This window comes from Flavobacterium turcicum (assembly GCF_011365745.1).
In the GTDB taxonomy this organism is placed as follows: domain Bacteria; phylum Bacteroidota; class Bacteroidia; order Flavobacteriales; family Flavobacteriaceae; genus Flavobacterium; species Flavobacterium turcicum.
On sequence record NZ_JAAOBY010000001.1, the window covers coordinates 1 to 19,266 of the forward strand.

Sequence of the window (19,266 nt, forward strand, 5' to 3'; positions counted from 1 at the left end):
GTGCGCTTTAAGTAGCGTGATTCTTGAGGGTTTTCCATAAGGATACTTTTTGTGTATCGCTATTTTAGGACGGGACATAAAGGTTAAAAAAAAGCTTTCGAAATGTTCGAAAGCTTTTTTTTTGCACCAGCATGACCTTGATTGAAGTAGTCTGGTTTTTACTGCTATAATGCTTCACATAGTAATTAAATGCAATGTGAAGCATTTATCTTTTACCAAAAAATAGTATAGAATGCAGCAATTAATGACAAAACAATTAACATTCCTACTGTAAAGGCAGGGCTCATTTTAAACATTGCTCGGTCAATTTCAAGACCATTAGTTTTAACACCTCTTGACATTTCGTACAAACTAATACTCACCATACCGATTATACAAATTAAGAATACAAATCCCATACGGTCAATAAACGGAATTTCATACAATCCATCTGCATTTGGTACTGCAAACCCTGTTGAATATAAAAATGATAAATCAACAACAGCGGGCATAAATTTGAAAGCAAGCGATAGTAAGAAACCACCAATGGTAGCAAACAAAGCCGCATTTGAAGTTGTTTTTTTCCAGAAGAAACCAAGAATAAACATGGCAAAAACTCCAGGGCTTACGAAACCTGTATACTCTTGAATGTATTGAAATCCTCCTTTTTTATCAATTCCTAAAAATGGAGCCACAACTACAGCAATCAGCATCGCAACTATTATTGCTTTTTTACCAACGTTAACTAATTTTTTTTCATCAGCATCCACATTTAGTTTTGTTTTGTAGATATCTAATGTAAAAATAGTCGCAATGCTGTTCGCTTTTCCAGCAAGGGAAGCTACAATTGCCGCTGTTAATGCTGCAAAAGAAAGTCCTTTTAAACCAACCGGAAGTAAATTCAACAACACAGGATAAGCACGATCTGGATTTAAAGTACCGTCTTGTAGCATCTCGGAACCAAAATATCCTTTTTGATACAATACAAAAGCAGCTATTCCAGGCAATACAACAATAATAGGCATTAACAGTTTTAAGAAAGCAGCAAACAAAATTCCGTTTCGCGCCGTTTTAATATCCGCTCCTAATGCTCGCTGCGTGATGTATTGGTTACAACCCCAATAATTGAGATTGATAATTAACATACCACCAATCAAAACAGAAAGTCCAGGCAAATCCATATAATTCGGATTCGTTTTTTCGAAAATCATGTGGAAATGATCGTTAGCCTCAGTAGTCATAAAGTTGAAACCATTAATAACTCCTGTTGTTCCAAACTCCTCGGCAACCAAATTCAGGGCTAGATAAGTAGTTACCAATCCTCCTAATATCAAAAAGAAAACTTGAATAACATCTGTATAACCAATAACCTTCATACCGCCTAGTGTAATCATAACCGCGAAAAACGCCAAGAAAATCATACACAGAGTCAAATTCAGTCCAGAAATACTACTAATTGCCAAAGCACCTAAATACAAGATTGAAGTCAAATTCACTAAAACATATAACAACAGCCAAAACACAGCCATAATCATTGCCACATTGCTATTATACCTTTGATTAAGATACTGCGGCATGGTGAAAATTTTATTTTTTAGATATACCGGTATAAAGAAAATAGCAACAATAATTAAGGTAAAAGCCGCCATCCACTCATAAGTAGCAATGGCTAGTCCCATCTTGAAACCACTTCCGCTCATTCCAATAAACTGCTCCGCACTAATGTTACTCGCAATTAATGAAGCACCAATGGCCCACCATGTGAGTGATCCCTCGGCTAAAAAATAATCCTTACTACTGGTTTCTTCTTTTTTCTTCTTGCGATAAATCCATACTCCATAACTCACAATTAAGATGAAGTAGAAGAAAAAGACAATGTAATCTTGAATAGCTAATGTTTGCATTTGTTAAATGGTTTTTGGTTTTTGGTTGGTTTTATAGTGAATGGTTGGCAATGCTCTTAATATGGCTGCACTTTTTTCTGGTGTAATATCCCGTTGCGATTCGCCCATCATTTCATATCCTACCATGAATTTTTTAACCGTTGCCGAACGTAACAAGGGCGGGTAAAAATGCATGTGGAAATGCCACTCAGGATGCGCATCACCATCAGTTGGCGACTGATGAATACCTGACGAATACGGAAAAGAAGTTTCGAAAAGGTTATCATACTTAGTTGTCAACTGTTTCAACATCAGCGCAAAATCAGCGACTTCGGCTTTGGTAAAAATAGTTATTTTATTTACATTACGCTTACTAATAATCATCGTTTCATAAGGCCAAATGGCCCAGAACGGAACTAAAGCTACAAAATGTTCGTTTTCGATCACAATTCTTTCTTGAGAACGCAACTCCTCTTGCACATAATCCTGCAAAAGTGTGCGCTGGTACTGGTCCCAATATTTTTTCAGACTAACTTGTGTTTTTTCAACCTGAGTTGGTAAAGACGATTGTGCCCAAATTTGCCCGTGCGGATGCGGATTACTGCAACCCATCACACTGCCTTTGTTTTCAAAAATTTGCACATGATTGATGTATGGTACAGCACCTAAATCTGTATACTCGCGCTGCCAAGTGGCAATTATATCTTCAATTTCATGTCCCTCCATTTCTGGCAAAGTCAGATGATGTTTGGGTGAAAAACAAACGACTCTAGAAATTCCTCTTTCTGGTTTAGCTTTAAAAAACAGTTCGTTTTCATCTTCCTCAAAATAGATTTTTTCTTGTTTTAAAGCTGCAAAATCATTCTCAAAAACAAAGGCATTTTCATACTCGGGATTAACTTCTCCGTTGGCACGAACGTTACCCGGACATAAATAACAAGTTGGGTCGTACTCTGGTAGTTTTTCTGTTGCTACAGATTCATTTTGGCCTTGCCAAGGTCGTTTAGAACGGTGGGGCGAAACCAAAACCCATTCATTTATTAAGGGATTGAAACGCCTATGTGGATCTTCGTTGATATTAAAATTTTTCATGCTATTCATTTTCTATTTTTAACACCTCTCAATTGAAGAGTATTTTATAACACAAGTTAGCTGCGCACGCAGACATATTTTATGCTTAAAAATGGATGTAATCAGTGTTACGTTTTTTAATGTTTCAGAGGTTCATACAAAGAAGTGCCGTTTCCGATTTTAACATCATAAATCTTTAAATCGATACCGAAAGTAGCTTTATAACCTTCAACTAATTTCGTTTTTATTGCATCTTCTTCTCCTTTTTTAATCAAATTAATGGTGCAACCACCAAAACCGCCACCCATTAAACGCGAACCTACAACGGCCTTTTCGTTTTTAACAAAATCAACTAAAAAATCCAGCTCGTTGCAACTCACTTCATATTCTTGAGATAATCCTTCGTGGGTTTCAAACATCAACTGTCCTAAAGTTTCTATAGCACCATTATCGAGCGCAGTACAAGCTAAAGTTACTCTTTCGATTTCTTTCACCACAAACGAACATCTTTTAAAAACGTCGGCACTCATAACATCTTTCAGCTCGTGTACATGCTTTAAACGACAATCTCTAAAACTATTGATTTCTGGGAACTTATTTTTTAAAAGAGACAACCCTTCTTCGCATTGTTCTCTTCTTTGATTGTAGGCCGAAGTCATCAAGGAGTGTTTCACATTCGAATCAAATAAAATCAAAGCATAATCATTAAAGTCAGCCGTGTGGTATTCGTATTCTAAAGTTTTACAATCGATTTTAATCACTTTATTTTCGAGTCCCATTACACTCGAAAACTGATCCATGATACCACAATTAATTCCTACCCAATGTTCCGCTTTTTGACCCATAAGTGCCATATCGATAGGTTTTATTTGCAAATCAAAAAGTGAATTAATTCCATATAAAAAGCCACATTCAAGCGCTGCCGAAGATGACAAGCCGGAACCAACTGGAATATTACTGCTAAACACACAATTAAAACCTTCAAAATTAAATCCATTATCCTGTAATTGTTTGATCACTCCCAGAAGATAATTTGTCCATTCAATTTTGCTATAACTAACATCTGCCGAAAGATCAACCACCAATTCTTCATTCAAATCCAACGCTATAATTTTAGATTCGTTTGAATTATTTTTGGCAAAAGCAAAGCAAATAATCTTATCAATGGCAGCGGGCAAAACATAACCATCATTATAATCAATATGTTCTCCGATGATATTAATTCGACCTGGAGAAAGCACTACTTTTTCAGGAGTTGAACCAAATTTTTCCTGAAAAAAAGCACTCGTTTTTTGTATTACTACATCATTCATAAACTTCTTATTTTATTGTATTATTGGCTTGCTACGCCTTTTGCTTGGCTTGATTATTTAACAAGCAAATCGATAAAACCACTTTTTAAACCGGCTCCGCTTACCTCTAATTTCGCTGTTCCAGCACTTGTTTTTGATTGTACTAAAACCACTAATTTTCCGCTAAAAAGTTTCATTGTATCATTATGAAACATTTCGAGCGAGGTCGCATCACCATTACAAGCCGCTCTGTACGATGCCGCACCTGAAACTTTAAACTTTAATTGATTTGTAGCTGTTGGGCACGGAATTCCATTTTTGTCAACCACTGAAACCGTAACAAACGAAATATCTTCACCATCAGCCGACATTGTTTTTCGCTCCGCCTCAAGTACAATATGATGGGGTTTTCCTGCGGTTTGAATTTGCTCCTCGGCCACTGCTTTACCGTTATCATCTAGGGCAACTACTTTTACTATTCCTGGCTCGTACTTTACATCCATCCACATCAGGCGGTAGCGATTTTGTGGTGTGCTGTTATTTTTTTTCAGCACACCCATACTTTTGCCATTGATAAAAAGCTCAGCACTGTTATAATTGGTGTAGACAAAAACAGGTGTTGTTTGCCCCTCGCGGCCTTCCCAATTCCAATGGGGTAAAATATGCAGCGTTGTATCCTTAGTATTCCAGCGACTGCGATACAAATAATATCGATCTTTGGGTAAACCCGCTAAATCATTGATTCCGAAATACGAACTTCGTGACGGCCAACTTTCGTCGTAAGGTGTCGGTTCGCCGAGATAATCAAAACCGGTCCAAACGAATTCGCCAATTACCCAAGGTTTATCATCTTGCAACACAAAATCTTCATCCGGAACATTTGACCAACTGCAGGCTTCTAAATCATACGATGAAGATTGAAAATCGGGATATTGCTTCATTTTTTCTTGAACAACAGGAAATTTGTAAATGCCCCGTGAACTTACTGTGGAAGCCGTTTCGGAGCCCAAAATAAAACCTTGAGGGAATTTTTTTTGAGCCTCATCATATAAATGAACGCGGTAATTGAGTCCAGGAATGTCAAGTAATGCTCCAAAACCTGATTCGATAGTAGCTTTTACCTGATCCATTCCAACGGTTACCGGACGAGTTGGATCTTCTCGATGAAATATTTCTTGCAACCATTTGGCTCTTTTAACGCCTTCTTCGCCCCACTGATCAGGGACTTCGTTACCGGAACTCCACATCACAATCGAAGGATGATTTCTGGTAGCTCGAACTAAATTTACGATATCTTTCTCTGCATATTCTTCAAAAAAACGATGGTAGCCATTATCTACCTTTGGCTTAGCCCATTCATCAAAACTTTCTGCCAGGAATAAGAAACCCATTTCATCGGCCAACTCTAATTGTTCGAATGACGGCATATTGTGTGAACTTCGGATGGCATTGCAACCCATGTCTTTCAGAATTTGCATTTGTCTACGAAGCGCCGCTTTGTTTACAGCAACTCCAAGCGGTCCCAAATCGTGGTGCAAACAAACACCTTTGAACTTAGTCACTTTTCCATTTAAGCTAAAGCCTTTGGCTGCTTCATATTTGATAGACCTTATTCCGAATACGGTAGTATTTTCATCTTTTAACTGATCACCAACGAACAATTGCGACACTGCTTTGTATAAATACGGACTTTCGGGACTCCACAATTTCGGTGTTTCAACTTTTATATTTTGATCGAACTCTTGACCAAACGGCACTGTAGCTTCGTCAGAACCAATTTTTTTACCATCGGCATCAAAAATGGTAGTGAGTAAACGCGTGTTTTCTCCTGATACTTTCGTTTTAATGTTCACTTTTGCAACAGCATCTGTAACAAGTGGTGTAGTTACAAACTGTCCCCATTGATCGATACTTTCTTCATTCTTGATGATCACGCTTACATTTCGATACAATCCTGCACCCGGATACCAACGTGAAGCAAATTCTTTATTGGAAAGTTTTACCGCTAAAGTATTATTGCCTTCTTGTGCCCATTGCGAAATATCAAAATAAAAATAACTGTAACCGTATTTCCACTCGCCTACTTTTTTTCCGTTCCAGTAAATTTCAGGCTCACTCATGGCTCCTTCAAAAAGTAAAATAACTTTTTTACCTTTTACATCTTTTGGCAAAGTCACAGTATTACGGTACCAAGCACTACCAATGTGTGGCAAAGCTCCTGTTCTACCTGTTTTTTCGGTTGCTACAGTTTCTCCGTTTTGAACGATGGCTACCTTTTGGATATCAACATTTTTGTCAAAAGGACCGTAGATTGCCCAATCATGCGGAACGCTCACTCTTTGCCATTTGGCATCGTTAAAAACGACTTTTTCTGCGCCAGCGTGATCGCCTTTTTGAAATTTCCAATTGGCATTTAACACCTTAACTTCTCTTGATTGAGAAAATGCAGCTTGTGTAAAAGCTAAAATTACAACTAGAAAACAGAACAATTTCTTCATTTGTGAAATATTTTTTGAACCATATAAGTCATGTAAGATCAGATAAGTTTGCTACTAATTGTAGATTTAATCTGTGTTACCTTTACCAGATATGGTTAATTTATTTTGCATTTTAATACCGATTGACTACTCTTTGAAAGCATCTAAAGCCATTGAGGGTTTTCCATCTGATTGCCAAGCGCTCAAACTGTAACCGCTCCATGATTTGGCTCCTTGCGGTTCCCAATACATGACGCCTAATCCTTTTTGGTTCGGGACGGCTTTCACGGCTTTGATAGTTTCTGTTAATAATTCAAAAGTGTTTTGAGGTTTATCATCCTCGCCGCCTACTTCAACCACCATAACTTCTTTACCGTAGCGAGAAACCATATCATTTAAATTAAAAGCTAAATCTGAAATAGTTTCTGAGTAGTCTTTTTTAATCCAAAACGGATAATACGATAAACCAATCACATCATACTTGACCTTGAAAAGCGTAGCTTGGTCAAAAAACCAACGGAATTTTTCATTGTTATTTCCCTCATCAAGATGCACAATTACTTTAATTTTTGGGTCGATTGCTTTTGTGGCTTCGTATCCTTTATTAAGTAGTTGGGCTAGTTGTCCAAAATTTGAGGTTTTACCTTCAGGCCAAAGCATACCGCCAGGAATTTCGTTTCCAACTTGGACCCATTCTGGAGTCACTTTTGCCGCTTTTAGCAAACGTAGTACTTCAAAAGTATGATTGTAGACATCGGTCAAAAGTTGCTCAAACGAATGATTTTCCCACGCTTTAGGTTTAAATTGTTTAGCCGGATCAGCCCAAGAATCACTATAATGAAAGTTAATCATGATGCGCATTCCCATTTTTTGAGCACGAACTGCCATTGCAACGGTTTCGGCAGGGCTGCAATGGCCGCTGGCCTTGTCATCATTTGGATTTACCCAAACTCGCAAGCGAACGGAATTCATTCCGCGGGCTTTCAAAAGTTGCAGAGCATCTTTGGGCTTTCCATCCGTATCGTAAAATTTGTAACCCGTAGCTTCCATTTGTGGCAACCAGCCTACATCGGCACCTTTGGCGAAAGCCGGAACAGTCGAAGCTATTTTCTTTGTTGAACTACAAGAAAAAAATAGGAATTGCAAGGATACTAAAACTATAAGATGCTTGATGTTTATCATTTTCATCTTTTAACCTTTTATTGTGCAAAAGCTTGTAAAACAGGCAAAGCTTTATTGTTAAAATCATAAAAAGCTTGGTTCTCAAAAGTAGATCCATTGGTAGCTTGATTCCCTTTGAAAGACACCCATTCGCCACCCCAATAGGCAAACCCTTGACCATATTCTGATGCTTTAACAAGATTTTTAATAGCTAGTACAAAACTTTTTTGACCATCAGGCGTTGCAGGATAACCAGCTACCAACTGCGATTCAAGCCCCACAATATTGTTGGTGTAATCATTCCAAGTTAATGTAAATGGGTAAGCAGTCTCGGCAATGAGTACCTTTTTAGCAAATGTTTTTCCCAAAGCATCAATCGTTGTTTTTACATTATTGATGTCTTTTCCGTGCCATATCGGATAGTAGGACAAACCGATATAATCATAATCGACACTTTTTACTTTATTGAAGAACCAATTCGTATCCGAGGAAGAAACTCCTGCATAATGAATCATGATTTTCGTAGAAGGTTGCGCAGCCCGAACCGCTACACTTGCCGCAGCCAACAAGGATAAACTTTGCGTTTCTTGGCTAATCAAATTACCTTGAGGCCAAAGTAAACCGCTATTTATTTCATTTCCTATTTGAATAATATCTGGCTTAATCTCATTCATTACCGTTGTAGTGTAGGTTGTTACAGCTGTTTTAAGAGCAGTGAATGAGAGTGATTTCCACTCAGCTGGCGTTTCTTGCGCTCCTGGATCAGCCCAAGTATCAGAATAATGAACAGTCAACCAAACTTTGAAACCCGCTTGTTTTGCTTTTTGTGCTAGTGTCTTCACTTCAGCTAAACCAGAACGTCCGTTGCTAGGATTATTCCACAAACGAATTCGAACAGTATTGCATCCTGAATTTTTTAAGGTAGTTAGCATGTTTTCCGGCTGGTTGTTGGCGTTGTACAACACTTTTCCTGACGCTTCTAGTTCAGGTAAATACGAAATATCAGCTGCTCGTATAAATGTATCAACAACTGCAGGAGGCGCTACCTCAACTTCTGTTTCATTACTATTAGAACAAGAGAAAAGGGAAGCAATTGCAATGATTTTGATTAAAAAAGCTTTTTGTAGTTTCATTTTTATAATGCTTTAAATTTGTAAATAGTTTTATGATAGTACAGTTCGCCCTTATCTAATTCACAAGAAGGAAAATGCGAGTGATTGGGCGCATCTGGAAAATTTTGAGTTTCAAAACAAACACCGCTCAAGGCTGTATAATCGGCGCCTTCTTTTCCTTTTAATTGCGAAAAACAATTTCCGCCCACGTACACATGAACAGCTGGTTGATTTGTGAAAACCGACATCTTTAAGGTTTTGGTACTGTTGTACAAGCTGGCAGCATATTCTTTAACTTGATTTAAGACGAAAGTATTGTCTATCTTGCTTGGGCAAAGTCTACCCTCTGAAAAATCAAAAGGGCAATTGGCCACATTTAAAAATTTACCCGTTGGAATTCCAGACGAAATCGTGTCTAAAATGCGTTGCGACTTAATTTTTAATTCATGATTCACAACTGTTGCTGCTTGCCCATCTAAATTAAAATAACTGTGATGCGTCAAGTTGATAATGGTTTTCGCAGTTGTATGGGCAATATACTCTAATGCCAATTCATTCGTTTCAGTTAAAGTATAAGTTAAATCAATATGTAACTCTCCCGGAAAACCGTTATCGCCATCAGGACTTATGTGACTTAAAGTAACCGAAGGGTTTTTACCTTCTGTTCGTTTTTTGATCACCCAATTTTTTTGACTGAAACTATTTGATCCGCCGTGCAATGTATTTCCGTTCGAATTGGTACCCAAATTAATTGTTGCTCCGTCCAGCGAAAAAGCACCCTCGTTGATACGACCTGCAAACCGACCTATAGTAGCCCCAAAATAAGGTGCACTTGGCAAATCAAACGATTTGAGGTATTGTTCTAAAGTTTCGAAACCCAAAACCACATCTACACTACTCTCATCCTTTAATGGCACTTTCAAACTAGTTAGCGTAGCACCGTAAGTGATAATTTTGGCTACAAGACCATTTCCATTTTTTAGTTCACATTCAAAAACAGCTGATCCATCGGCGAGAACACCAAACGATTTGACAGCAGAATTAGAATTAAAATGTGATTTATGTTTTATTTTCATGCTAAAATTATGAAATATGAAAAATCAAAAATAAAGGAATTGTCAAATTATACATACCAGTACCTACCAGTTTTTGTATCTTGCACTAAAATTAGCATACAAATGAAATTAATTTCGATTCAAAACAACATTGGAATTCCAAAATACAAGCAAATTGTCTCCTCAATTGAACAAGTAATTGCCGACAAAAAAATTAAAAAAGGAGATGCTCTTCCATCTGTAAACAAGGTCTGTATGGAGTTTTCATTGTCTCGAGATACCGTTTTACAAGCTTACGAGGAATTAAAAAAGAGAGGGATAATTTATGCCATTCCTGGAAAAGGATACTACATCAAAAGTATTGAAACTACTATCAAACAAAGGATTTTTTTACTATTTGATGAGTTAAACATCTTTAAAGAAGACTTATACAATTCGTTTTTAGAGAGCATTGGAGCTGATGTACAAGTAGATATTTTTTTCCATCATTTTAACCCAACTGTTTTTCAGAAACTAATTAATGATAGCAACGGAAATTACACTAAGTATATCATTATGCCAACCAGTTTAGCAGATGCGGCGGCTTGTATAAAAACCCTACCAGTTAATGAAGTATTTATCCTAGACCAAACCAACGCCGAATTATCAGACTACCCAGCGGTGTATCAAAATTTTGTAAAAGATATTTATAATGGATTACTCAAGGGGCAAAACCAGTTGAGTTCCTACCAAAAATTAATTATGATTTTTCCTGGATTTCGAGAACCTTTGGGAATGAAAACAGGTTTTGAAAAATTTTGTTCAGACTTTGGTTTAAGCCACGAAATTATCACCAAAATGCAAAACCGCACCATTCAAAAAGGCGAAGTATACATTATTCCGAGTGATCGAGATTTAGTTGAAGTAATCGAAAAAGCAAAAACACAACAATTACAACTAGGTATTGATTATGGTATTATTTCCTATAATGAAACTCCTTTAAAAAAAGTAGTTGAAAACGGAATCACCACCATTTCTACTGACTTTAAACTCATGGGAAGCTTACTAGCCGATATGATTTTGAAAGGAAAAAAAGGACAAATTGAGAATAAAAGCGCATTGATACTTCGGAATTCTTTGTAATAAAAAAAATCCGCTTCTTTCGAAGCGGATTTTGTACCCGGAGCCGGAGTCGAACCGGCACGGTTTCCCACAGGTGTTTGAGACCAGCGCGTCTACCAATTCCGCCATCCGGGCTTAGCAGACCGAAACGACAACAGCCGTTTCACGCAATAAAGAGACAAATGGTGGTAGCCAAGTGCCTTTATCTTTAACACGGTGCAAATGTAAAAAATATATTTAATAGTCCAACAAAAAATACTTAATTTTTTCCTTTCAGAGTTGAATAAATTTCATAAATTTGCACCTCGGTAAAAACACAACACACAACTAACTACAACCGAGGTAAATACATAAAAAGAAGCCAAAATACAGTTTGGATTTTTTGAAACAATTTTAACTTCGGGATTAAACAACAACTAAATGTCACACCTAGAACCAGAAGCTAAAATATTTGCTTGTTCGCAAAGTGTTTATCTTGCTGAGAAAATAGCAAAAGAATACGGAATTCCTTTAGGGAAAATCACCATGTCAAAATACAGCGACGGTGAATTTCAACCTTCGTACGAAGAGTCAATTAGAGGATTACGCGTATTTATTGTTTGCTCTACTTTTCCAACAGCAGATAATTTAATGGAATTATTACTAATGATTGATGCTGCAAAAAGAGCTTCAGCCAGACACATAACTGCTGTAATTCCTTATTTTGGCTGGGCAAGACAAGATAGAAAAGACAAGCCTAGAGTTCCGATTGGAGCTAAGTTAGTAGCTAATTTATTAGATGCTGCGGGCGCAACAAGAGTAATGACCATGGATTTGCACGCTGATCAAATTCAAGGATTTTTTGAAAAACCAGTAGATCACCTTTTCGCATCTACTATCTTTTTACCATACGTAAAAAGCTTAGAACTTGACAATTTAACAATTGCTTCGCCTGATATGGGTGGTTCAAAAAGAGCTTATGCCTATTCTAAATTTTTAGAATCGGATGTAGTAATTTGCTACAAACAGCGAAAAGCTGCCAACGTGATTGACACGATGGAACTAATCGGAGAGGTTAAAGGTCGCAACGTCATTCTTGTGGATGATATGATTGATACCGGAGGCACTTTGGCGAAAGCCGCCGATCTAATGATTGAAAAAGGAGCTTTGAGCGTACGTGCTATTTGTACACACGCCATTCTATCTGGTGATGCTTATGAGAAAATTGAAAACTCTAAGTTGAGCGAATTAATAGTTACCGATTCTATTCCGTTAAAGAAAGAGTCAAACAAAATAAGAGTGTTGAGCTGTGCTCCACTTTTTGCCGAAGTAATGCACATGGTACACCATAACAATTCGATTAGCGGAAAGTTTATCATGTAATTTTTAGTCCCTAGTGATTAGTACTTAGTAGAGTGGCTATGATCTAGAGTCAAAAACTAAGGACTTAGAACTAGCAGCTAAGGACTTAAAAAAAGAGTTTAATTAATAACTATATAAATATTTAAAATGAAATCGATTACAATTAAAGGATCAGAAAGAGAAAGCGTGGGCAAAGTAGCTACTAAAGCCTTACGTAATGCTGGATTGGTTCCTTGCGTATTATACGGAGGAAGTCAAGCAGTTCATTTCTCAGCAGAAGTAATGGCATTCAAAAACTTGGTTTACACTCCAAACGCGCACACAGTTGTGATCGATCTTGGAAACGGAAAATCATTCAATGCTGTTTTACAAGACATTCAAGTACACCCAGTATCTGACAAAATTTTACACATTGACTTCTTTCAAATCTTTGATGACAAAGAAATCACTATGGAAGTTCCTGTGAAAATCGTAGGAAAATCTAAAGGTGTTATGGCAGGTGGTGATTTACGTATGAACAACCGTAAATTAAAAGTAAGAGCGCTTCCTAAAGATCTTCCTGATTTTGTTGAGGCTGACATTACTCCACTTGACATGGGTAACAAATTGTACGTTACTAAAGTACCTACACCAAACTTCAAAATCATGCACCCAGACAACACAGTAATTTGTCAAGTGAAGATTTCTCGTGCGGCTATGAAAGCAGCTCAAGAAGCAGCAAAAGCAGCAAAAGCTCCTGCAAAAGGAAAGAAAAAATAATTTTTTTCAATCATACATCAAAGCGTCAGTTGCAAAACTGGCGCTTTTTTTTGCTTTTTAGTTTTTGATGTCAATTTTAAGGAGCAGCTAAACTATTTTATTACAGCTATTTTGTCCCGCTTTCCGTTACAATCTTTTTGTCCGCAAAAAAATGCGCACAAAAAGGATTTTCACTCCAATCGGGGCTACGACACACTACTTTTGCATCTCAGACGATTGCCTAAGCAAAGCTTTAAATATCGGCAACAGCATAGCCATTTTATTGAATTAAGCTTACTTTTGCAACATGATACAATGGATTTTAAATCTTTTCTCAACCTCAAAACAAGAGACCAATAGCAATAGCATGAAGAAATTTTTAATAGTAGGACTTGGCAACATCGGTGCCGAATATGTAAACACTAGACACAACATCGGTTTTAAAGTACTTGACTTTTTAGCCAAAAAAGAAGGCATTCAATTCGAAACCGTAAAACTTGGCGCATTAGCAAAATATAGTTTTAAAGGTAGAGCCTTTTTCTTGCTTAAACCCAACACCTATATGAACCTGAGCGGCAAAGCCATCAAATATTGGATGGATCAAGAAAACATTCCGCTGGAAAACATCTTAGTCATCACTGATGATTTGAACCTTTCATTTGGCACCATTCGCATTCGTCAAAAAGGAAGCGATGGCGGACACAACGGTTTAAAAAACACCAATCTCGTACTTAATACGCAACAATACGCTCGTTTTAGATTTGGAATTAGCGACGAATTTAAAAAAGGAAAACAAGTAGATTATGTGCTTGGCGACTGGAACGATGCAGAACAAGCTGCCTTACCGGAACGTTTAGAAGTAGCTAGCGAAATCATAAAATCATTTGGAACAGCTGGTATTGAGATCACTATGACCACATATAATGGAAAATAAAAGACAGGCAAGCCCTTTTGGGATAAAAAAAATTAGTAATTTTAAAATCTAATTTCATTTTGTACAAATAAAAGAATGGCAAAATAAGTTGAAACGCAAGCCAAAACCATGTTAATTTCGTAAATAGTACAACTCACGTCCCAAAAATACCACACATGAAAAAATTTACTTTCCTTTTGTTACTTATTATAGTTGCACATCACTCGAGTTATGCACAATCAAATGTAGAAGTAACTCTTTTTGGTAAAAAAAAGTCCGTACAAGCAGGAAAAGTAATTCGTTGTGCGTCGACAGAATATGAGGAATATTTAAAAGCATCAAACCCACAGCGACTTTCAACACAAGAATTCGAACAATGGCTTGCGCCAAAAGTACAACTAGAACAAGCTAGAAAGAGAAACTCAAACAAAACAGCAAAGACTAGTGCAGTAATTACAATTCCTGTTGTTGTCCATGTAATTCATAATGGCGACGCTGTAGGCAGTAACGAAAATTTGTTTGCAGAACAAATTTTTTCTCAAATTCGCGTATTAAATGAAGATTTTAGAAGAAAAGTAAGCACCCCAGGATTCAACACCAATCCGGTAGGCGCTGATACTGAAATTGAATTCGCATTAGCCAAAAGAGATCCTGCTGGAGTTTTTACAAATGGAATAAACAGAGTAAATTTAGGAAAAAGTAGCTGGTCAGATGAAGAAATCAAAAACACATTAAAACCTCAAACACAATGGAACCCCGAAAAATATTTAAATATTTGGGTAGTCAACTTTACACAAACCGGTGTATTAGGTTTCGCTCAATTCCCGACCCAATCAGGACTTAATGGATTAAATAGCGATGAAACAGATGCTAATACTGACGGAATTGTGGTACAATATCAATATTTTGGGTCAAAATCCTATTTCCCATCAGGCACATATGGCCCTATTTATGATCAAGGCAGAACAGCGACTCATGAAGTAGGGCATTATTTAGGACTTCGACATATTTGGGGCGATGGGAATAAAAGTATTGACGGGTGTACTGTTGATGATTTTTGCGAAGATACTCCTAATGCAGCCACAGACAATGCTGGCTGCCCAACAAACGTAGATTCCTGCATCAACTCTCCTGGATTAGACATGGTAGAAAACTACATGGATTATACCGATGATATTTGCATGAATATATTTACTGGAGACCAAAAAACAAGAATGATTACCGTAATGAATAACTCACCACGCAGAGCATCATTAAAAACCTCAGATGCGCTTACTCCTGGCGTGATACTAAATCATGATGGTGCAATTGCAATTTCTAACTTAAACATTCAAAAGTGCAGCAACAGTTTTACTCCTGTAATTATTTTAGAAAACAAAGGAAATGCCGCACTAACTGCTGCTACAATTCGTTACAGTATTGACAACACCAATTTACAAACCTTAAATTGGACTGGTAATTTAGACACAAATGCATCTGTAACCTTAACATTAAATACACTAACAACAAGTGGTGGAACTCATAATTTTAACGCAACAATTTTAAATGTTAATAACACAACAGATCAAAATACTGCTAATAACAGCGCCGACCAAACTTTTAAAATTGACAAAAACATTGCAAGTACCATAGTCAATTTTACCCTACAAAATGATCGATTTGGCTCTGAAACTACTTGGTTACTTACTAATTCAGCAGGTACCATTTTATATAGTGGCGGACCTTACACTGATATTGCAAGAGCACAGCCTCTACCCGCTCCAGTAAAAGAAACATTTGTCTTAGCAAATAATGACTGTTATACTTTTACCATAAATGATGATGCCGCTGACGGGGTGTGTTGCGATTGGGGCGAAGGATCTTACACCTTGGCCACTCCAACCAATGAAGTAATAGTGACTGGTGGCGCTTTTTTAGATACAGAATCAACCAATTTTAGAATAGGAACTCTTGGAACAAATTCAATTGATACACTGCAAAATACTGTGATTTATCCTAATCCAACAACAGATATCCTAAACGTTAGCTTTGACACTAACAGTCTTGATTACCCAACATCATACAACATCATCAATCTTTTAGGGCAAACAATACGAACAAAAACAATAGATGTTAAGCAAGAATTACAAATTAATGTTGCCAACTTAGCACAAGGCATGTACTTTTTACAACTTGTCAAAAACGGATCAAGTAGACAAACCATTCCTTTCGTTAAGAAATAACAATTTATGTACTATTTTATATCAAAGGGCCGAAGTTTTCGGTCCTTTTTTAATTATATCAATTGTATAGCGTAAATTTGCAGCATTATAAAACCCTTGCTTTGAAGATTTTTCATTCTATAAACGACTTTTCGACTACCAAAAAAACGATTTTGACTCTTGGAACTTTTGATGGAGTACACTTAGGCCATAAAAAAATCCTTCATAAACTGACTCAAAATAACGCCAACAAAGAATTTGAAAGTTTGGTACTTACTTTTTTTCCGCACCCGCGAATGGTTTTACAAGAAGGCTCAACGATACAACTTTTAAATACGATTACAGAAAAAGTTGCATTAATCGAAGAATTAGGAATAGAAAACATTGTCATTCATCCTTTTGACGAAGCCTTTTCAAGACTTACCGCCGAAGAATTCGTTAGAGATGTTTTGGTTGACAAATTTCAAATACACAAAATTATAATAGGCTACGATCACCGATTTGGACGAAATAGAACTGCTGACATCGATGATTTGATTGGTTTTGGACTTGAATACGGGTTTGAAGTGGAACAAATTTCTGTTCAAGAAATTAATGACATCTCTGTAAGCTCAACAAAAATTAGAACAGCTTTACTCGAAGGCAACATGAGCTTAGCCAACAGTTATTTAGGTTACGATTACTTTTTAACAGGCACCGTTGTAAAAGGCAAACAATTAGGACGTACAATTGGCTATCCTACAGCCAACTTACAAATACCAGAGAAATTTAAACTCGTACCGCAAAACGGTGTTTATATTGTACAAAGCCAAATACAAAACAAACTTGTGTATGGTATGATGAATATAGGTAACAATCCAACTGTGGGAGGACAGCAACAAACTATTGAAGTTTATTTCCTAGACTTTGAAGCCGATTTGTACCAACAAAAACTTCAGATTTCAATCTTACAACGTATTCGATCCGAGAAAAAATTTGACACCATCGAAGATTTAAAAAATCAGTTGCATAAAGACGAGCAAACTGTTTTAGCATTCATAAACAAAATCTAAGATTTTATACTATCGTTCGATTTTTTTAATTAAATTTGGTATTAACCTCTCTTTATCAAAGAGATACTATTGTCAAACTAAAAAATTTAGCGGTATGAAACTTCCAAAAGAATTAACAAATGGAGTACTTATCATTGTAGGTATTGGACTCTATTTCTTGGCGATGGAACTATTGGGCTTAGCCGATAGTCACATTTTACGTGTATTTAATGTGCTGTTCATTTTTTATGGCACTAATCGAACTCTTCTATCCAACTATGCCGAAGGCAAAACTACCTTAGCTGCAAATGCTGTTTCTGCTTTATTAACCGCTTTAATAGGTGTTTTGTTAAGTATCGTAGCGCTTGTTGGCTACAGTTATGCTAAAGGAGGAGAAGAGTACATTGGTTCTTTATCTAAAACATTTTTATTTGGTGGTGAGCCATCAGTTATGACGTATTCAATTTCTCTTTTGTTCGAAGGAGTTAGTTCTGCAGTAATAGTAACTTTTATGCTTTTACTATATTGGGATGCCCGCTTTACTTCGAATAAAAAAATAGCAAAGACGTAAATCTTCATCAAAAAACTTAATCACCTCGCTACAGCACAAGCCTTAGCGAGGTTTTTTTATATCTATTTCCAGACAAAACTTTTCCTGGCTACAAAATTAAAAATAGTCTTTAAAGCAGTGGGATGAATTGAAAAAGGCCTTCAAAGCACTAATTTCATTTCGGCTGTTTAAGATTGGTACTTTAGAACAATTTAACTACTTTTGAAGCATCAAAAATTCGTATCAATGAGCATTACAAAACACAATTGGACTAAAGACGAAATAATCGCCATATATAACAAACCTTTAATGGATTTGCTTTACGAAGCAGCATCTATACATAGAGAACACCACGACCCTAATGTAGTACAAGTTTCTACTTTACTTTCAATAAAAACAGGTGGTTGCCCTGAGGATTGTGGCTACTGCCCACAAGCAGCGCGCTATCATACCGATATTGAGGGCAACGATTTAATGTCAGTTTCACAGGTAAAAGCACAAGCTTTGCGCGCAAAATCTGGAGGATCGTCACGTGTATGTATGGGCGCCGCATGGCGTAACGTAAAAGACGGGCCGGAATTTGACCAAGTACTTGAAATGGTGCGTACCATAAATAAACTGGATATGGAAGTTTGTTGCACACTTGGTATGATTACCGAAAACCAAGCACAGCGACTTGCAGAAGCTGGTTTGTATGCATACAATCACAATCTTGACACAAGTGAAGAATATTACAAAGAAGTAATCTCAACACGTGGTTTTGAAGACCGAATTCAAACTATCGAAAACGTTCGTAAAACCAATGTAACTGTTTGTAGCGGAGGAATTATTGGAATGGGCGAAAGCATCGAAGATAGAGCAGGAATGTTAGTTGCTTTGTCTACATTGAATCCACAACCAGAATCAGTGCCAATTAACGCCTTAGTTGCGATAGAAGGAACTCCGATGGAAGAAGAAAAACCAGTTGAAATTTGGGAAATGATCCGAATGGTAGCTACTACCAGAATTATTATGCCTGAAACTCAAGTGCGTTTATCAGCAGGTAGAATGAACATGAGTCGCGAAGGACAGGCTATGTGCTTTTTTGCTGGAGCTAATTCGATTTTTGCAGGTGACAAATTGTTAACCACACCAAATCCAGATGTAAATGAAGACATGAAAATGTTTGAAATGCTTGGATTAAATCCTCAAAAACCGTTTACAAAAGTATCGCAACCGCAAACTGTTGAAGCAGAAGATTCACAATTTGTACCTCTTGGCGAAAAACCAAAATGGTCAAGACCAGGTCACACTATTGAACGTAATCTAGAAGCATCTGCTAAAGAAAAATAATAGTTATACACCAAAACAATTAGCCATCT

General features: G+C 36.9%; 15 protein-coding genes and 1 tRNA gene. 8 read left to right on the forward strand and 8 right to left on the reverse strand.

The window, feature by feature from the left end; all coding sequences use genetic code 11:
* Positions 1-212: 212 nt before the first annotated feature.
* The 7 genes from G9Q29_RS00005 to G9Q29_RS00035 all read right to left on the reverse strand — a co-directional run bounded on the left by G9Q29_RS00005 (position 213) and on the right by G9Q29_RS00035 (position 10,051).
* Positions 213-1,883, reverse strand: coding sequence for a sodium/sugar symporter (locus tag G9Q29_RS00005; RefSeq protein WP_166132464.1), 1,671 nt, complete (start codon positions 1,881-1,883; stop codon positions 213-215).
* 3 nt (positions 1,884-1,886) lie between these two features.
* Positions 1,887-2,954 (reverse strand): UDP-glucose--hexose-1-phosphate uridylyltransferase, encoded by a 1,068-nt coding sequence (locus tag G9Q29_RS00010; RefSeq protein WP_166132465.1) that lies wholly within the window; start codon positions 2,952-2,954, stop codon positions 1,887-1,889.
* A gap of 116 nt (positions 2,955-3,070) precedes the next feature.
* Entirely contained in the window at positions 3,071-4,246 is a 1,176-nt protein-coding gene (gene galK / locus G9Q29_RS00015) for a galactokinase (RefSeq protein WP_166132466.1), read from the reverse strand.
* 53 nt (positions 4,247-4,299) lie between these two features.
* The gene (locus G9Q29_RS00020; protein ID WP_166132467.1) at positions 4,300-6,723 is read right to left on the reverse strand and encodes a DUF4982 domain-containing protein; all 2,424 of its coding nucleotides are present in this window, start codon (positions 6,721-6,723) and stop codon (positions 4,300-4,302) included.
* A gap of 126 nt (positions 6,724-6,849) precedes the next feature.
* Positions 6,850-7,890, reverse strand: a complete 1,041-nt coding sequence (locus tag G9Q29_RS00025; RefSeq protein ID WP_225872865.1) for a glycoside hydrolase family 53 protein — start codon at positions 7,888-7,890, stop codon at positions 6,850-6,852.
* An 11-nt stretch (positions 7,891-7,901) separates the two neighbouring features.
* A complete protein-coding gene (locus G9Q29_RS00030; protein WP_166132468.1) occupies positions 7,902-8,996 on the reverse strand; it encodes a glycoside hydrolase family 53 protein in 1,095 nt (364 codons plus the stop codon).
* Between the two features lie 2 nt (positions 8,997-8,998).
* Positions 8,999-10,051 carry an aldose epimerase family protein gene (locus G9Q29_RS00035; RefSeq protein WP_166132469.1) on the reverse strand — a complete coding sequence of 351 codons (1,053 nt, stop codon included), beginning with the start codon at positions 10,049-10,051 and terminating at the stop codon, positions 8,999-9,001.
* Between the two features lie 102 nt (positions 10,052-10,153).
* Here G9Q29_RS00035 and G9Q29_RS00040 point away from each other — a divergent pair, with 102 nt between their 5' ends.
* Complete coding sequence (locus tag G9Q29_RS00040; RefSeq protein WP_166132470.1) at positions 10,154-11,152, forward strand: GntR family transcriptional regulator; 999 nt, start codon at positions 10,154-10,156, stop codon at positions 11,150-11,152.
* A gap of 34 nt (positions 11,153-11,186) precedes the next feature.
* On the opposite strand, the gene G9Q29_RS00045 is transcribed toward G9Q29_RS00040, so the two are convergent.
* Positions 11,187-11,266, reverse strand: a tRNA-Leu gene (locus G9Q29_RS00045).
* A 285-nt stretch (positions 11,267-11,551) separates the two neighbouring features.
* On the opposite strand from G9Q29_RS00045, the gene G9Q29_RS00050 reads away from it, so the two are divergent.
* The 7 genes from G9Q29_RS00050 (at position 11,552) to bioB (ending at position 19,237) form a co-directional block, all read left to right on the forward strand.
* Complete coding sequence (locus G9Q29_RS00050) at positions 11,552-12,493, forward strand: ribose-phosphate pyrophosphokinase (protein WP_166132471.1); 942 nt, start codon at positions 11,552-11,554, stop codon at positions 12,491-12,493.
* A 126-nt stretch (positions 12,494-12,619) separates the two neighbouring features.
* Positions 12,620-13,231, forward strand: coding sequence for a 50S ribosomal protein L25/general stress protein Ctc (locus G9Q29_RS00055; protein ID WP_166132472.1), 612 nt, complete (start codon positions 12,620-12,622; stop codon positions 13,229-13,231).
* Positions 13,232-13,517: 286 nt separating this feature from the next.
* Positions 13,518-14,144 carry an aminoacyl-tRNA hydrolase gene (gene pth, locus G9Q29_RS00060; protein WP_166132473.1) on the forward strand — a complete coding sequence of 209 codons (627 nt, stop codon included), beginning with the start codon at positions 13,518-13,520 and terminating at the stop codon, positions 14,142-14,144.
* Between the two features lie 155 nt (positions 14,145-14,299).
* Complete coding sequence (locus G9Q29_RS00065) at positions 14,300-16,345, forward strand: M43 family zinc metalloprotease (protein WP_166132474.1); 2,046 nt, start codon at positions 14,300-14,302, stop codon at positions 16,343-16,345.
* Between the two features lie 101 nt (positions 16,346-16,446).
* The gene (locus G9Q29_RS00070) at positions 16,447-17,376 is read left to right on the forward strand and encodes a bifunctional riboflavin kinase/FAD synthetase (RefSeq protein WP_166132475.1); all 930 of its coding nucleotides are present in this window, start codon (positions 16,447-16,449) and stop codon (positions 17,374-17,376) included.
* Between the two features lie 94 nt (positions 17,377-17,470).
* Complete coding sequence (locus tag G9Q29_RS00075) at positions 17,471-17,926, forward strand: hypothetical protein (protein WP_166132476.1); 456 nt, start codon at positions 17,471-17,473, stop codon at positions 17,924-17,926.
* Positions 17,927-18,151: 225 nt separating this feature from the next.
* Entirely contained in the window at positions 18,152-19,237 is a 1,086-nt protein-coding gene (bioB, locus tag G9Q29_RS00080; protein ID WP_166132477.1) for a biotin synthase BioB, read from the forward strand.
* Positions 19,238-19,266 lie beyond the last annotated feature (29 nt).

Coding starts and splice junctions, on each gene's coding strand:
- G9Q29_RS00005 (WP_166132464.1), bottom strand. CDS start 1,883: ATGCAAACATTAGCTATTCAAGATTACATTGTCTTTTTCTTCTACTTC.
- G9Q29_RS00010 (WP_166132465.1), bottom strand. CDS start 2,954: ATGAAAAATTTTAATATCAACGAAGATCCACATAGGCGTTTCAATCCC.
- galK (WP_166132466.1), bottom strand. CDS start 4,246: ATGAATGATGTAGTAATACAAAAAACGAGTGCTTTTTTTCAGGAAAAA.
- G9Q29_RS00020 (WP_166132467.1), bottom strand. CDS start 6,723: ATGAAGAAATTGTTCTGTTTTCTAGTTGTAATTTTAGCTTTTACACAA.
- G9Q29_RS00025 (WP_225872865.1), bottom strand. CDS start 7,890: ATGAAAATGATAAACATCAAGCATCTTATAGTTTTAGTATCCTTGCAA.
- G9Q29_RS00030 (WP_166132468.1), bottom strand. CDS start 8,996: ATGAAACTACAAAAAGCTTTTTTAATCAAAATCATTGCAATTGCTTCC.
- G9Q29_RS00035 (WP_166132469.1), bottom strand. CDS start 10,051: ATGAAAATAAAACATAAATCACATTTTAATTCTAATTCTGCTGTCAAA.
- G9Q29_RS00040 (WP_166132470.1), top strand. CDS start 10,154: ATGAAATTAATTTCGATTCAAAACAACATTGGAATTCCAAAATACAAG.
- G9Q29_RS00050 (WP_166132471.1), top strand. CDS start 11,552: ATGTCACACCTAGAACCAGAAGCTAAAATATTTGCTTGTTCGCAAAGT.
- G9Q29_RS00055 (WP_166132472.1), top strand. CDS start 12,620: ATGAAATCGATTACAATTAAAGGATCAGAAAGAGAAAGCGTGGGCAAA.
- pth (WP_166132473.1), top strand. CDS start 13,518: ATGATACAATGGATTTTAAATCTTTTCTCAACCTCAAAACAAGAGACC.
- G9Q29_RS00065 (WP_166132474.1), top strand. CDS start 14,300: ATGAAAAAATTTACTTTCCTTTTGTTACTTATTATAGTTGCACATCAC.
- G9Q29_RS00075 (WP_166132476.1), top strand. CDS start 17,471: ATGAAACTTCCAAAAGAATTAACAAATGGAGTACTTATCATTGTAGGT.
- bioB (WP_166132477.1), top strand. CDS start 18,152: ATGAGCATTACAAAACACAATTGGACTAAAGACGAAATAATCGCCATA.